Source organism: Actinomycetospora sp. CA-053990 (assembly GCF_050948445.1).
GTDB lineage: Bacteria > Actinomycetota > Actinomycetes > Mycobacteriales > Pseudonocardiaceae > Actinomycetospora > Actinomycetospora callitridis.
The window spans coordinates 3841015-3853597 of record NZ_CP192043.1 but is presented as its reverse complement, the minus strand read 5'-3'; the positions used below and the strand labels follow the sequence as shown (position 1 = coordinate 3853597).

Annotated in this window: 13 protein-coding genes; 10 read left to right on the top strand and 3 right to left on the bottom strand. The window is 76.5% G+C overall.

What is annotated here, in order from left to right; translation table 11 throughout:
• Position 1 precedes the first annotated feature (1 nt).
• The 8 genes from ACQPYN_RS19805 to ACQPYN_RS19770 are packed head-to-tail and all read left to right on the top strand — an operon-like array spanning position 2 to position 7823.
• Positions 2-1195 carry a zinc ribbon domain-containing protein gene (locus ACQPYN_RS19805; RefSeq protein WP_433026462.1) on the top strand — a complete coding sequence of 398 codons (1194 nt, stop codon included), beginning with the start codon at positions 2-4 and terminating at the stop codon, positions 1193-1195.
• Entirely contained in the window at positions 1192-3123 is a 1932-nt protein-coding gene (locus tag ACQPYN_RS19800) for a hypothetical protein (RefSeq protein WP_433026459.1), read from the top strand. The genes ACQPYN_RS19805 and ACQPYN_RS19800 overlap by 4 nt, the downstream gene beginning before the upstream one ends.
• Entirely contained in the window at positions 3048-3764 is a 717-nt protein-coding gene (locus tag ACQPYN_RS19795) for a hypothetical protein (RefSeq protein ID WP_433026456.1), read from the top strand. Before ACQPYN_RS19800 ends, ACQPYN_RS19795 begins: the two co-directional genes overlap by 76 nt.
• Positions 3765-3767: 3 nt before the next feature.
• Positions 3768-5360 (top strand): TRAFAC clade GTPase domain-containing protein, encoded by a 1593-nt coding sequence (locus ACQPYN_RS19790; RefSeq protein WP_433026453.1) that lies wholly within the window; start codon positions 3768-3770, stop codon positions 5358-5360.
• A complete protein-coding gene (locus ACQPYN_RS19785; RefSeq protein ID WP_433026450.1) occupies positions 5357-5515 on the top strand; it encodes a hypothetical protein in 159 nt (52 codons plus the stop codon). Before ACQPYN_RS19790 ends, ACQPYN_RS19785 begins: the two co-directional genes overlap by 4 nt.
• 48 nt (positions 5516-5563) lie before the next feature.
• Positions 5564-6409, top strand: coding sequence for a Nif3-like dinuclear metal center hexameric protein (locus tag ACQPYN_RS19780; protein WP_433026447.1), 846 nt, complete (start codon positions 5564-5566; stop codon positions 6407-6409).
• Positions 6406-7155: a zinc ribbon domain-containing protein gene (locus ACQPYN_RS19775; RefSeq protein WP_433026444.1), complete on the top strand. Its 750-nt coding sequence runs from the start codon at positions 6406-6408 to the stop codon at positions 7153-7155. Before ACQPYN_RS19780 ends, ACQPYN_RS19775 begins: the two co-directional genes overlap by 4 nt.
• Positions 7152-7823 (top strand): histidine phosphatase family protein, encoded by a 672-nt coding sequence (locus ACQPYN_RS19770; protein WP_433026441.1) that lies wholly within the window; start codon positions 7152-7154, stop codon positions 7821-7823. The genes ACQPYN_RS19775 and ACQPYN_RS19770 overlap by 4 nt, the downstream gene beginning before the upstream one ends.
• 27 nt (positions 7824-7850) lie before the next feature.
• Here the strand turns inward: ACQPYN_RS19770 and ACQPYN_RS19765 are convergent, their stop codons facing one another.
• Both ACQPYN_RS19765 and ACQPYN_RS19760 read right to left on the bottom strand, forming a co-directional pair.
• Positions 7851-9008: a DUF2332 family protein gene (locus ACQPYN_RS19765; protein WP_433026438.1), complete on the bottom strand. Its 1158-nt coding sequence runs from the start codon at positions 9006-9008 to the stop codon at positions 7851-7853.
• Between the two features lie 49 nt (positions 9009-9057).
• Positions 9058-9918, bottom strand: coding sequence for an oxidoreductase (locus tag ACQPYN_RS19760; protein WP_433026435.1), 861 nt, complete (start codon positions 9916-9918; stop codon positions 9058-9060).
• Between the two features lie 100 nt (positions 9919-10018).
• Here ACQPYN_RS19760 and ACQPYN_RS19755 point away from each other — a divergent pair, with 100 nt between their 5' ends.
• Both ACQPYN_RS19755 and ACQPYN_RS19750 read left to right on the top strand, forming a co-directional pair.
• Positions 10019-10867 carry a helix-turn-helix domain-containing protein gene (locus tag ACQPYN_RS19755; RefSeq protein ID WP_433026432.1) on the top strand — a complete coding sequence of 283 codons (849 nt, stop codon included), beginning with the start codon at positions 10019-10021 and terminating at the stop codon, positions 10865-10867.
• Between the two features lie 68 nt (positions 10868-10935).
• A complete protein-coding gene (locus ACQPYN_RS19750) occupies positions 10936-11331 on the top strand; it encodes a nuclear transport factor 2 family protein (protein ID WP_433026429.1) in 396 nt (131 codons plus the stop codon).
• Here ACQPYN_RS19750 and ACQPYN_RS19745 read toward each other — a convergent pair whose 3' ends face one another.
• Complete coding sequence (locus tag ACQPYN_RS19745) at positions 11332-12570, bottom strand: SLC13 family permease (protein WP_433026426.1); 1239 nt, start codon at positions 12568-12570, stop codon at positions 11332-11334. It abuts the gene before it with no gap.
• Between the last annotated feature and the right edge of the window lie 13 nt (positions 12571-12583).

Genomic DNA, 12583 nt, shown 5'->3' with positions numbered 1-12583 from the left:
GATGGCCGGCGTGCCGTGCCCGTACTGCTACCACCGGATCGACGACTCGGCCCTCGCGTTCCAGTGCACCGGGGTCGGGGCGCCGGGAGTGGAGGGGTGCCGCCGCGCACCCGATCCCGAGCGGGCCCGGCACACCGGCTTCGTCGGCGACGTCCACCCGACGTTCGTGCCCCCGCGCTCCCTGCGCTCCGCGACGCAGGCGGACTGCCCGCACTGCCACGGCCGCACCGGGGTGCGGGCGTGCCCCGTGTGCCACACCCCGCTGCCCACCACGTTCGTCGGCAGCCGCAGCCCGCTGGTGGGCATGGTCGGCGGCAAGGGCGCGGGCAAGACCGTCTACCTGACGGTGCTCCACCACCAGCTGCGCACGGTCGTCCGCCGCCGCTTCGACGCCGACGTGCGCCTCGTCGGCGACCGGCAGGGAGGCGAGACGAGCACCGAGGAGTACCTCGCGCGCTACCAGCGCGCGCTCTTCGAGGACGGCGAGCTGTTCGAGAGCACCCCCGCAGCACGGGAGAGCCGCAAGGAGCCGCTGGTGGTCGAGTGGCGCTCGCCGCGCCGCGGCCTGCTCGGGCGGACCTCGCTGCGCACGACGATCCTGTCCTTCTACGACACCGCGGGTGAGGACCTGACCTCCCAGGAGTCGGTGCACACCCAGGCCTACCTCGGCTCCGCCGACGGCATGATCGTCCTGCTCGACCCGTGGCATCTCCCCGGCGTGCGGGACCGCCTCGACGTCCCCGACGCCGCCGTCACCGGGGCGGACGGCCCGCTCGACGTGCTGATGCGGGTCACCGAGCTGCTGCGCGCCACCGGCGGGGTGAAGGCCCACCGGCCGGTGACGACGCCGATCGCGGTCGCCTTCGCGAAGATGGACGCGCTCTTCCCGATCCTCGGGACGTCCGACCCGATCTTCGCGCCGGTCCGGCCCGGCGCGGGGTACGACGACGAGGCCGGCGAGGCGGTCCACGAGTACGTCGCCTCGCTGCTGCACCGCTTCGACGCCGACGACGTCGACGCGCACCTGCGACTGAACTACCGGACCTTCCGCTACTTCGCGGTCTCGGCGCTCGGCGCGCCACCGGACTACAAGGTCAAGCAGGTCGACCCCGGCGGCGTGCAGCCGTTCCGGGTCGAGGAGCCGTTGCTCTGGCTCCTGCACCGCCTCGGCGTCGTCGACCGGAGCCGACCGTGAGTGGGCGGGAGCCGGCGGCGTTCGCGTCGCTGTATTACACCGACTGCCTGCCGGGGCAGGGTCTCGGCGGCGGCGCCGGGTTCGGGTTCCAGGCCCGCTCGGAGGGCGCGGGGGAGGACGAGCAGCGGCTGGTCCAGCGCGGCGCGCTCTACGAGGTGCCCGTGCGCTGGATGCGCGATCGCCGCCCCGTGGCCGACTTCCCGCCGTCGCTGGCCCACCTGCACGACGGGACCGGCGACGACGGAGCCGAGCGCGAGAGGACCTACGTGACGGCCGGGGGTCGCTACCTCGGCCGGGAGGCCAACGGGTACCGGGACGGCAACCAGTTCACCCACGCCGTCGTCACCCGCGAGGCCGGGTCGTACGGCCTGGTCCGGCCCGCCCAGCTCTGGGGCGCGTCGTGGTGGGCGTCGGTCCCGGCACCGACGACGTCGTGCGCCCCGGTCCCGCCCCACCCGGACCCCGGGGCGTGGGACACCGAGACCGTCCGCGAGCGGATCGCGGCCGCCCCCCGTGGTCGCGAGCGGCTGCTCGCGCTCGTGACCGCCCTCGGCGGCCTGCAGGGTGGCGCCGACCGGCGCCGGGTCCTGCTCGTCACCGACCGCGGCGACGACGCGGCGTGCTGGCTCGCGGCGGCCACGCTGCTCCTGGACCGCGAACGCGCCCTCGCGATCAGCTTCAAGATCTTCGCCACCGACCCCGACCGGAGCCCGCACGACGTCGTCGTCGCCCACCCCGACTGGGCCGCGCCGTACCGGCGCCAGGACGGCTACCTCGTCCTCGACCTCCTCGACGGCGCGCCGCCGGAGATCGTGCCGTCGGAGATCGTGCCGTCGGAGATCGTGCCGCCGGAGATCGTGCCGTCGGCGGAGGCGCTGTTCTGGGTGCCGCTGTTCCTGGGGGCCGACGACCCGCTCGACGTCGTCGACGCGGTCGAGGTCGCCGGCCAGCTCGCCCGCGAGGGCCGTCCCGACGGGCGCGCCGTCCCGGGGGAGGTCGAGCGGGAGGCGGCGGCGCTCACGGTGGGACTGCCGCTCGGCGTCGACCCCGGCACCGCGGTCCGGATCGCGGGCTGGCTGCGGACGGCGAGGCCCGGGGCGGTCGACGTCCTCGGGGCGCCGTTGATCGGGACGCTCGTCGCCCGGACCCACGACCACACCGCCCTCGTCGACCTCGACGAGGTCGCCGCGACCCGGGCGGCCGCGCCCGGCGCCGCCGAGCTCGGGTGGGACGCGGTCGCCGAGGCCGCGCGGCGTCGCCTGTTCGACCACGAGGCCGACCTCGCCGCGGACGGCGGCCCGGTGCCCGACACCCCGCTGCGCCCGGTCGCGGGGGAGCAGGCGCCCGGGGACGCCCCGGGCAGGTGGCTGCGCTCGAGCGCGTGGCGCAGCGGGCCGACCCGGCCGCGGCCCTGCGCCTGGCCCACCGACACGCGCTGCCCGTCCCGGAGAGCGTGGCCCGGCAGTTCGTGGGCTGGTGGGCCGATCACCCCGACGACCACCCCGACGCCGTCGTCGACCCGGACGGCGGGGCCGTCGGCCCCGCGGTGGTCGCCGACCTGCACCGCGAGCTCGAGCGCCGGCTCGGCGAGCCCGACCTCCGCGAACGGACCGCCGCCGACGTCGCGCGCCGCTGGTGGCGCCGTCCGGAGCCGCTGGCCGGGCGCATCCCGGTGCTCGGCGCGGTCGGGCGCCTGGACGTCGTGGTCGCCCGGGCCGCCGTCGACGCCGGCGGCGAGCCCGCCCGGCTCGCGCTCGCCGGGCTGGCCGCCGCGGTGGTGCCGGGACCGAACGGACGCTGGGTCTCCACGTGGGAGCGCGTCCTGGGGCGCGAGCCGGTCGACAACGCCACCGTGCGCCGGTTCCTCGAGGCGACCCCGCCGCAGGCGCACGACCGGGCGCTCGCCGTCGTCGCCTACCACTCGCTGACCCGGGCGCCCGCCGTCGACGAGGACGCGCGGGCCGCCCTCGACGTCCTCGAGAAGGCGGGCCTGCCGCCCCGGGCCCTGGGCCACCAGGACTGGCCGCCCGCGGACGCCTCGGTCACCGAGGTGGTCGAGCGCCTCGAGCAGGGTGCACGTCTCGACGAGGCCGGCGACCTCGGCCTGCTCCTGGCGACGGCCGCCCGGCCCACCCGCGCCGACCGCAACCGGCTGGTGCGCGCCGTGCGCGGGGCCGGCCCCTCGGTGGGTGGGCGGGTGCTCGTCGCGGCCGGCCCGTCGCCGCTGCGGGACACGATGCTCACCCAGCTCTACGCGTGGGCCGAGGGCGACCCCGACCACGCCCCGGACCCCCGGAGCACGGCGGTGCTGTTCGTGTTCGCGACGAAGGAGACCGCCGTGCGTGCCCGCGTCGGCCACCGGCACCTCACGAGGCTCGACGGCGTCCGCTCGGGGCTCGACGCGGACATCACCCGGGCCGTCACCGCTCTGCTCGCCGACGACGGGGAGCGGGCGGTCGACGACGGGGTCCTGGAACTGTGGCGGGAGCGCCGGAGGCCCGCCTCCTCGCTCGCCGCGCACAGCGGCCCGTCGTGGCGCGACCGGTTCGGCCGGCGGAAGAAGGGCTGAGCCGTGCCGCAGGCGGCCCTCGCGGCCCTCGCCGTCCTCGGGGTCACGGCCTACCTCGCGCTGTGCGCCGCGTTCCTCTGGTTCGTCGTGTGGCCCTTCGCGGGTTGGCTGGTGCTGGTGGGCGTGCTGCTCGGGGCCCTCGGGGCGCTGGTCGTCCTGCTCTCCGGCCCGTTCGCGGCCGACACCGACCTGCTCACCCCCGACGACGTCGACGGGCCCTGGTTCCCGCCCGCGCCCCCGGGCCACGGGCGTGACCGCGCCTGGCCGCACTACCTGGCCGGCCAGGCCCGGGTCGACGTCGGCGCGATGGCCCGCCGCGGGCGCGACGCGCTCGGGGCGCTCTGGTCGCCGCTCGGGGGCCTGCTGAACCCGCAGGCGTGGCTGGCCCTCTGGCCGCTCGGGATCGCCGGGCTCCTGCTGCTGCTCGCGGTCACCGTCGGCGCGGTCGTGACGGGGCTCGCGGTGCTCGCCCTCGTCGTCACCGGGCTCGCGCTCGCCGCGCTCGTGTGGGGCGCGGCCGGACGGCTCCTGCGGGCCGTCGACGCCCTGCTGCGGCGGCGCAACCGGGCCGCGGCGCGGTGCCCGTACTGCTTCTGGCGGACCACCCTGCCCGGCTACGCCTGCGCGTGCGGCCTCGTGCACCACGACGTGCGGCCGAGCCGGCTCGGCGTGCTGGTGCACCGCTGTCGCTGCGGGCGCCCGATGCCGACGACGGTGTCGCGCGCCGGGCGGGACCACGCCCCGCGCTGCCCCCAGTGCGACGAGGCCCTCGAGGACGGCTCGGGGGTTTGGACGGACGTCAGCATCCCGGTGCTCGGTCCCGTCTCGGCCGGCAAGACGAGCCTGATCTACGCCGGGCTCGAGGCGTTGCGCCGGCAGGCGGTCGCGGGCGGCGGGACGCTGGAGCCGCGCCGGGAGGCCGACGCCGCGCGCTTCCGCGAGGGCGTGGAGCAGGTCCGCGCGGGCCGTGTCGCCAAGACCGAGGCGGCCGCGCCGGTGGGTCTCGTGTGCACGGTGACCCAGGGCCGGCGCCGGGCGCTGCTGCACACCTTCGACGCCGCCGGCGAGCTCTTCTCCACCCGCTCGGCCACCGAGGACCTGCGGTTCCTGGACGAGGCCGGGCAGATGATCGTGGTCGTCGACCCGTTCTCGATCCCCGAGGTCGCCGACGAGGTGCTGCGCGGCCCGGTGGACGAGGCCGAGGCGGCGCCGGCTGTCGACCCGCCCGAGGTCGCCTACGACGCGACGGTGCCCCGGCTGCGCGACTTCGGCGCCCGCCTCGACCGCACCGACCTCGCCGTCGTCGTGGTCAAGGCCGACCTGCTCGTCGACCACCCCATCGCCGCCGACCTGCGGCCCGACCGGCTCGCCGTGCGCCGCTGGCTGTGCGACCACGGCCAGGACCAGCTGGTCGTCGCGGCCGAGCGGGACTTCGCCGCCGTCGGGTACTTCCTCGTCTCCTCGCACACCGGCTGGGAGCCCGACGACCGCCACACCGCTCTCGCCCCGCTGCGCTGGCTCGCCGAGCGGGGCCGCCTGCCGCTCCCGCCGGCGCGCACGGCCGTCACGGTCGGCGCCGTCGGGGAGCCGGCGTGAGCACGCCCCCGGTGCACGTGCGGGCCTTCCGGGCGGCGCTGGTGGTCCTCGTCCTGCTCGTCGTCCTCGTCGCGCTGTGGCAGGCCCCGTGGGACGGGATCGTCGCCGCCCTCGACCCGTGGGTGGACGGCCTGCGCCGGCAGGTCTATCCCTGATCCCGCCCGCCCGGTGCCGCCCGCCGCCGGTGGGCAGAATGGGGGGCCATGCCCCCCGTCACCGTCGTCGACGCCGTCGCCGCCCTCGAGGCGGCCTACCCGCCCGCGCTGGCGCAGGACTGGGACGCGGTCGGCCTGGCGGTGGGCGACCCGGCCGAGGGCGTCCGCCGCGTCCTGATCGCCGTCGACCCCCTGCCCGAGGTGATCGAGGAGGCCGTGACGGTCGGGGCCGACCTGCTCGTCACCCACCACCCGCTGCTGCTGCGCGGCGTGCACGGGGTGGCCGCGACCGGCCCGAAGGGCACGGCGGTGCACCGGCTGATCCGCCACGGCGTGGCCCTGTTCACCGCCCACACCAACGCCGACGCCGCCCGCCCCGGGGTGTCCGACGCGCTGGCCGAGGCGCTCGGGGTGACGGTGGAGGCGCCGCTGGCCCCGCAGGACGACGGATCCGTGGGGATCGGCCGGATCGGGTCGTTGAGCGCCCCCGAGTCGCTCGCCGACTTCAGTCGCCGTGTCGCCGACGCCCTGCCGGCGACGGCGTGGGGCGTGCGCACCGGCGGCGACCCGCAGCGCACCGTGCGGCGCGTCGCCGTCTCGGGCGGGGCGGGCGACTCGATGCTCCACCTCGCCCGCGCGGCCGGCGTCGACGTCTACGTCACCGCCGACCTGCGCCACCACCCCGCCACCGACCACCTCGCCGAGGCCGGCGCGCCGGCGCTGGTCGACGTCGCCCACTGGGCCTCCGAGCACCCGTGGTGCGCCCAGGCGGCTGCCGTGCTCGCCGCGGCCGCGCCGGAGCTGGAGATCACGGTGTCGACCACCCGCACCGACGCCTGGTCCCTCGGCAGCCCCTCGCCCGAACCGTCCTCAGCAGGAGCCGTGATCTCGTGAAGGCCGACCCGTCCGCCCAACGCCGTCTGCTCGACCTCGCCGGGCTGGACGCCGAGCTCGCCCGCGCGCAGCACCGTCGCCGAACCATGCCCGAGCAGACCGCGGTGGAGGACGCCGAGACCACCGTCCGCGCCCACCGCGACGCGGTCGTCACCGCGCGCACCTCGGTCGGCGACCTGGGCCGGGACGTGGCGAAGCTCGAGCAGGAGGTCGCGCAGGTCACCGCGCGCGAGGAGCGCGACCGCGGGCTGGTCGACTCCGGCGGCGTCTCGGCGAAGCAGGTGACCGACCTGTCCCACGAGCTCGACACCCTCGCCCGGCGCCGCGGCGTGCTCGAGGACTCCCAGCTCGAGGCCATGGAGCGCCTCGACGCCGCCGAGACCGACCTCGCGCACGAGCAGGCCGCCCTCGACGCCGCCGAGACCGCGCTCGCCGACGCCGTCGAGCGCCGCGACGGCGTGCTCGGCGACATCGACGTGCTGGAGGCGCGCCGCGGCGCCGAGCGCGCCGAGCTGGCGACGACCCTGCCCGAGGACCTCCTCGCGCTCTACGACCAGCTGCGCGCCCGCACCGGCACCGGTGCCGGCGAGCTCGTCGGTGCGCGCTGCGGCGGCTGCCGGATCGAGATGGACCGCAACGAGATCCGCGCCGTGGCGGCGGCCGCGCCCGACGACGTCGTGCGGTGCGAGCAGTGCGGGACGATCGTGGTGCGCACCGAGAAGAGCTCCGGGAAGGCGAGCGTATGACCACCGCGGGCTCGTGGACGGGGCGCGGGTCGACGATGCCCACCCGCCTGCTGCTGCTGCGCCACGGGCAGAGCCCGCTGTCGGTCGAGCGCCGCTACTCGGGCCGGGGCGACCCGGAGCTCACCCGCGACGGCCTCGAGCAGGCCGCCGCCGCGGCGACCGCGCTGGCGGCCCGGCACGTCGGCAGCAACGGGGACATCCGCGCCGTGATCAGCTCCCCGCTGACGCGGGCCCGCCAGACCGCCGAGCCGGTGGCCGGGGTGCTCGGGCTGCCGGTAGGGGTCGACGAGCGCCTCACCGAGACCGACTTCGGCGCCTGGGAGGGCCTGACCTTCTCCGAGGCCGCCGCGCAGGACCCCGACGTCCACCGTGCCTGGCTGGGCGACAGCAGCGTCAGCCCGCCGGACGGGGAGAGCTTCGACGTCGTCGCCCAGCGCGTCGACGCCGCCCTCGGCGACCTCCTGGGCCGGTTCCCCGGCCAGACCGTCGTCGTCGTCAGCCACGTCACGCCGATCAAGCTGATCCTGCGCCGCGCCCTCGACGCCGGGCCGTCGCTGCTCTTCCGCCTGCACCTCGACCTGGCGTGCCTGTCGGTCGTCGAGTTCTGGCCCGACGGCGGGGCCTCGGTGCGCCTGGTCAACGACACGTCGTACCTGGCTCAGCGGTAAGGGCCTAGCGGTACCTGGCCCGAGCGCCTACAGCCACTCGATCCACGCGCCGCCCGGGTGCGCGAGCCCGAGCACCTCGCCCTCGGCCGTGCCGTCGCGGGACACCGAGAGCTGCCCGACGACCCCCGTGACACCGGCGCGCGAGGCCTCCAGCGCGCGCGGCGGGACGGGCAGGTACTGGACGCTCTCGGTGCCCTCCGGGCCCAGCGGCACGAGCGGGTCCACCGAGATCCACACGAGGTCGCGGCCCAGCTCGGTGAGCTGGCGGCGGAACCGCGCCCGCTGCTCGTCGGTGAGGAACACGTGCACGTAGGTGTCGACGAGCACGAGCAGCGCGTCCTCGGGCATCCGCGCGCACAGGCCGACGACGTCGTCGACGACCTCGGCGCGCACGAGGTCCGCCGGGTGCGCGCGGGCGACCTCCGAGGCGGCCGCGAACCGGTCGACGGCCGTCGTCTCGGGCGGGATGCAGGCGGCGAGCCACTCGCGCACCCGGTGGTCGCCGAGGTCGAGGGGCTCGACGTCCACCCCGAGGCGCGCGGCGATCGTCGGCATCCGCGACGGCAGCGGGGCGGGGCGGCCGCGCAACTCGGGGGTGATCGTCAGCGCGGCGTCCGGGTCGCCGAGGGTCCGGTCGCCGAAGCGGTACCGGTAGCGGTCGAGGTGCAGGCCGAGGCCTGCCCCGGTGCCGAGGTCGACGAGCGCGAGGGGCCGGTCGGGGTCGAGCCGGCCCGCTCCGTGGACAGCCCCGAGGACAGCCAGCACGTCGGCGCTCCGCGCGACCTCGTTCATCTGGTAGCGGTGCTCGGCGCAGAGCTGGGCGAGCTCGGCGGCGTGCTCGCGGGCGAAGGCGACGAGCGCCGGCCGGAACCCCTCGTCGAGGCGCGGCTGCCCGGACCCGGGCGTCGGGAAGTAGCCGGCGAGCGGCTCGGGGCCCCGCCGGGCCACGAGGTAGCGGAGGGCGGCGCTGAGCAGCAGGGGCGGGAGCCGGTCGGCGGGGATGCCCGCGGCGATCCGAGCAGGTCGGGCTCGGTGGCGATCGCGCGGAAGAGCTCCGCGGTCAGCTCCCAGGTCGCCGGGGCGTCGGGCGGCGACCAGCCCGCCGCGATGCCCAGCGCCTGCTCGCGGACGTGGGCACGGTCGGCCGCCTCGGGGGTCGTCACGTCGACAGAGCCTGCCGAGCACCGGGCCGGTCGCGCAACGCGACCGGCCCGGGTCGGCCAGCTCAGCCGGGTCAGCCCTGGCTGATCGAGTCCAGCTCGGCCACGGCCTCGGGCGGCAGGACCAGGTCGGCGGCGGCCAGGTTCTCGCGCAGGTGCTCCCGCGACGACGTCCCGGGGATCAGCAGCATCGTCGGGGAGCGCTGCAGGAGCCACGCCAGGGCGGTCTGCTGCGGCGTCGCCCCGACGTCCTGCGCGACGCGTGCGAGCGTGTCCGACTGGAGCGGCGAGAACCCACCGAGCGGGAAGAACGACGTGTACGCGATCCCCTCGGCGGCGCAGTGGTCGACGAGGTCGTCGTCGGTGCGGTGCACCAGGTTGTAGTGGTTCTGCACGCACACCACCGGCGCCACCGTGCGGGCCTCGGCGAGCTGGGCGGGGGAGACGTTGCTGACCCCGAGGTGACGGACGAGGCCCTGCTCCTGCAGCTTCGCCAGCGTCGCGAAGGCCTCGGCGAGCGACTCGTCGTGGTCGTCGGAGACGCGCAGGTTGACGACGTCGAGGGTCTCCAGGCCGAGCCGCCCGAGGTTCTCGTGCACCTCGCGGACGAGCTCGTCGGGCGAGGTGTCGAGGTTCCACGACCCGTCGTCCCCGCGCCGGCAGCCGACCTTGGTGACGATCCGCAGATCGTCGGGGTAGGGGTGGAGGGCCTCGCGGAGGATCTCGTTGACGATGAACGGGCCGTAGTAGTCGCTGGTGTCGATGTGGGTGACACCGCGGTCGACGGCCTCGCGCAGGACGGCGATCGCCTCGTCGCGGTCGCGCGGCGGGCCCATGACGTGGGGGCCGGCGAGCTGCATGGTGCCGTAGCCCATGCGCGTGAGGACGAGGTCGTCGGCGAGCGCGAGGCGGTCGGTGAGTGCCGGTGAGGTCATGTCCCCACCCTGCGCCAGGCGGCACGCCGGTGGGGAGTGCCGGGTCGTCCTGGTACATCCCGTACCCCCCACGGGGTGGCGGCGGGCGGATGATCGGGGCGTGAGCACCGGTGAACTCGCCGCGTCCCTGCGCACCTGGCGCGACCGCACCGACCCCGCCGAGGTCGGCATGGCCGTCAACGCGCCGCGTCGCGCCCCGGGTCTGCGCCGCGAGGAGCTCGCGCTGCTCGCCGGCATCTCCATCGACTACGTCGTGCGCCTCGAGCAGGGCCGCACGCGCACCCCGTCGGCGCAGGTCTGCGCCTCGCTGGCCCGGGCCCTGCGGCTCTCCGATGCCGAGCAGGCCCACCTGTTCCGCCTCGCCGGGCACGCCGCCGACCGCGGGCGGATCTCCCGGCGCATCCCCGCCGGCGTGCGCCGGATCGTCGAGGCGCTGCACGACAGCCCGATCGGCGTCCTCGACGTCACCTGGACGCTGGTCTCCTGGAACCCGCTCTACGCCGCGCTCATGGGCGACCCGACGGCGCTCGAGGAGCGACGGCGCAGCACGCTCTGGCGGATCTTCACCGAGGGCGAGGCCAATGACCGCGTGCGCCACACCCGCGAGGAGCGCGACGCCCTCGCCGCGTCCCTGGTCGCCGACCTGCGCGGGAGTACCAGCCGCTACCCGCACGACCCGGAGCTGAGCACCCTCGTCGAGGACCTGTACCGCGCCAGCGACGAGTTCGCCGGGCTGTGGGACTCCGGCGTCGTCGCCGGGCACCACCAGAGCCACAAGACGGTCGTGCACCCCGAGGTCGGTGACATCGAGCTCGACTGCGACACCCTCACCACCGCCGAGGACGACCTGCGGCTGCTCGTCTTCACGCCCACCCCGGGCAGCGACGCGCGCGGGCGCCTCGACCTGCTGGCGGCGCTGGGGACGCAGGCGATGACGGCTCGTACGTAGTTCGCGACCTGTCCGGCGCGCCCGCGCGGTCCCACGCTCGTGAGCACGCATCGAGCAGGGGAGCACCCATGACCACGACCACCGACAACGCGACCATCGCCCGCGCGGTCTACGACGCCTTCGGCCGGGGCGACATCCCCGCCGTGCTCGAGCACTTCGATCCCGAGCTGGTCTGGGTCGAGTCCACCGCGCCCAACGCGGGCACGTTCCACGGGCCACAGGGCGTCGTCGACGGCGTTTTCGTGCCCATCGGCAACGCGTGGGAGGTCTTCCTCGTCGAGCCCGAGCGTGTGGTCGCCCAGGGGGAGCTCGTCGTCGCCGTCGGCACCTACCGGGGGACCAGCCGTGCGACGGGGAAGTCGATGGCGGCCCGCTTCGCCCACGTCTGGCAGATGCGGGACGGCCGGCTCGTGCACTTCGAGCAGATCGCGGACACCGAGTCGTTCAACGCCGCGCTGCGCTGATCACCAGGACAGGACGAGGGCAAGCGCGCCCGTCCCGGCGACGAGGCACGCCGGGACCGTGGCGAGCCCGGCGAGCGTGAACGTCCCGAGCGGCGCCGGTACGCCGCGGACGGCCAGCACCCGGCGCCACAGGAGCGTGGCCAGCGAGCCGACCGGGGTGAGGTTCGGGCCGACGTTCACGCCGATCAGCATGGCGAGCACCGCACCCGTGGCCGGGGTCGGGCCGAGCGCGGCGAGCAGGACGAGTGTCGCGGGCAGGTTGTTGACGAGGTTCGCGAGCACCGCCGCGATCGCCGCCAGCCCGAGCAGCGCCGGGAACGAGGTCCCGGCGGGCAGGAGCCCGGCGATCACGTCGCCCAGACCCCGCTCGGTCACCGCGGCGACGACGACGCCGAGGCCGAGGACGAACACGCAGAAGCCCGGCGAGGCCGCGGCGACGAGGTCGCGCACGTGGGTCTCGCGCGCCGCGAGCGCTCGGACCGCGAGCACCGCCGCGCCCGCCACCGCCACCCACACCGGCTCCACGCCCAGCGGCGACGCGACCGCGAACCCGGCGAGCGTGGCGGCCAGGACCCCGACGGCGAAACGGGGGAGCGGGGCGCCCGCGCCCTCCTCGTCGGGCCCGGCGGGCTCGGCGAGCTCCCGGCGGAAGGTGATCCGCAGCCCGACGTACTCCACGACCAGCACCGCGAGCTGCGGCAGGAGCATCAGCGCGGCGAAGCCCAGGAAGTCCAGGCCGGTCGCCCGGAAGGCGAGCAGGTTGGTGAGGTTCGCGACGGGCAGGAGCAGCGAGCCGCTGTTGGCCAGGTGCGCGCAGGCAAAGGCCGGCGGGGCCGGGCGCGCGCCGAGCCGTCGCACCGTGTCGAGCACGACCGGGGTCAGCAGCACCACCGTCGCGTCGAGGCTCAGCACCGCGGTCGTCAGCGCCGCCGCGACGACGACCAGCGCGAACAGCCGCTGCGGGCGCCCGTGCGACCGCCGCGCCAGCACCCCGCCGGCCCACCGGAACACGCCCTCGGCGTCCGCGAGGTGGGCCAGGACGAGCACCGCGGCGAGGAATCCGACGGTCGGGCCGAGCTCGCGCACCTCCTCCCACGCCGCCGCCGGCGTGAGGAGCCCGACGGCCAGCACCACGGCGGCGGCGGGCACCGCCGCGGCGGCTTCGGGGAGGCCCCGCGGTCGGGTGACCGCGACGACGAGGACGACGGCGAGGAGGCCGACCGCGAGGGCCGTGCTCATCCCGCCACCCTCA